The organism is Phytobacter sp. V69, assembly GCF_965644215.1.
Lineage (GTDB): Bacteria > Pseudomonadota > Gammaproteobacteria > Enterobacterales > Enterobacteriaceae > Phytobacter.
Genome location: NZ_CBFFRL010000535.1, coordinates 1 through 398, shown reverse-complemented (window position 1 = coordinate 398; position 398 = coordinate 1). Strand labels below are relative to the sequence as shown.

Annotated in this window: 1 pseudogene; it reads left to right on the top strand. The window is 42.7% G+C overall.

The annotated features are described in order from the left end of the window. Window positions 1-71: 71 nt before the first annotated feature. Window positions 72-284 (top strand): annotated as a pseudogene (locus ACSZPU_RS26355) (site-specific DNA-methyltransferase); the annotation flags it as partial. Between the last annotated feature and the right edge of the window lie 114 nt (window positions 285-398).

The following is a 398-nucleotide window of genomic DNA, read 5'->3' as shown; positions in this document are numbered from 1 at the left end:
CGGCCTCATTTCTCGCTGCCGTCCAGATCAGATGCATCGCTCTCTGGGCTAAAATCTTGTGACGACACTATCTAAAACTTCTTCAAAAAAGTCATGCCGGAAAAGTTAAGCTAATTTATATCGACCCACCGTATAACACCGGGAAAGACTTTGTTTATCCTGATAACTTCCACGATAATATGAAAAATTATCTTGACCTTACTGGACAGGCAGAAGATGGAGCACGTTTAAGCACAAATACAGAAACCAGTGGGCGTTATCACACTGATTGGCTAAGGAAGGTGCGATTTAATCGGTGGGGTTCAGTGGAGTCCTTAGCTGTATTAGGGAAGGTGCGATTTAATCGTCAATTATGAGAACATAACCCTTTCTTTGACATAGACTTTTCACGATGCCCG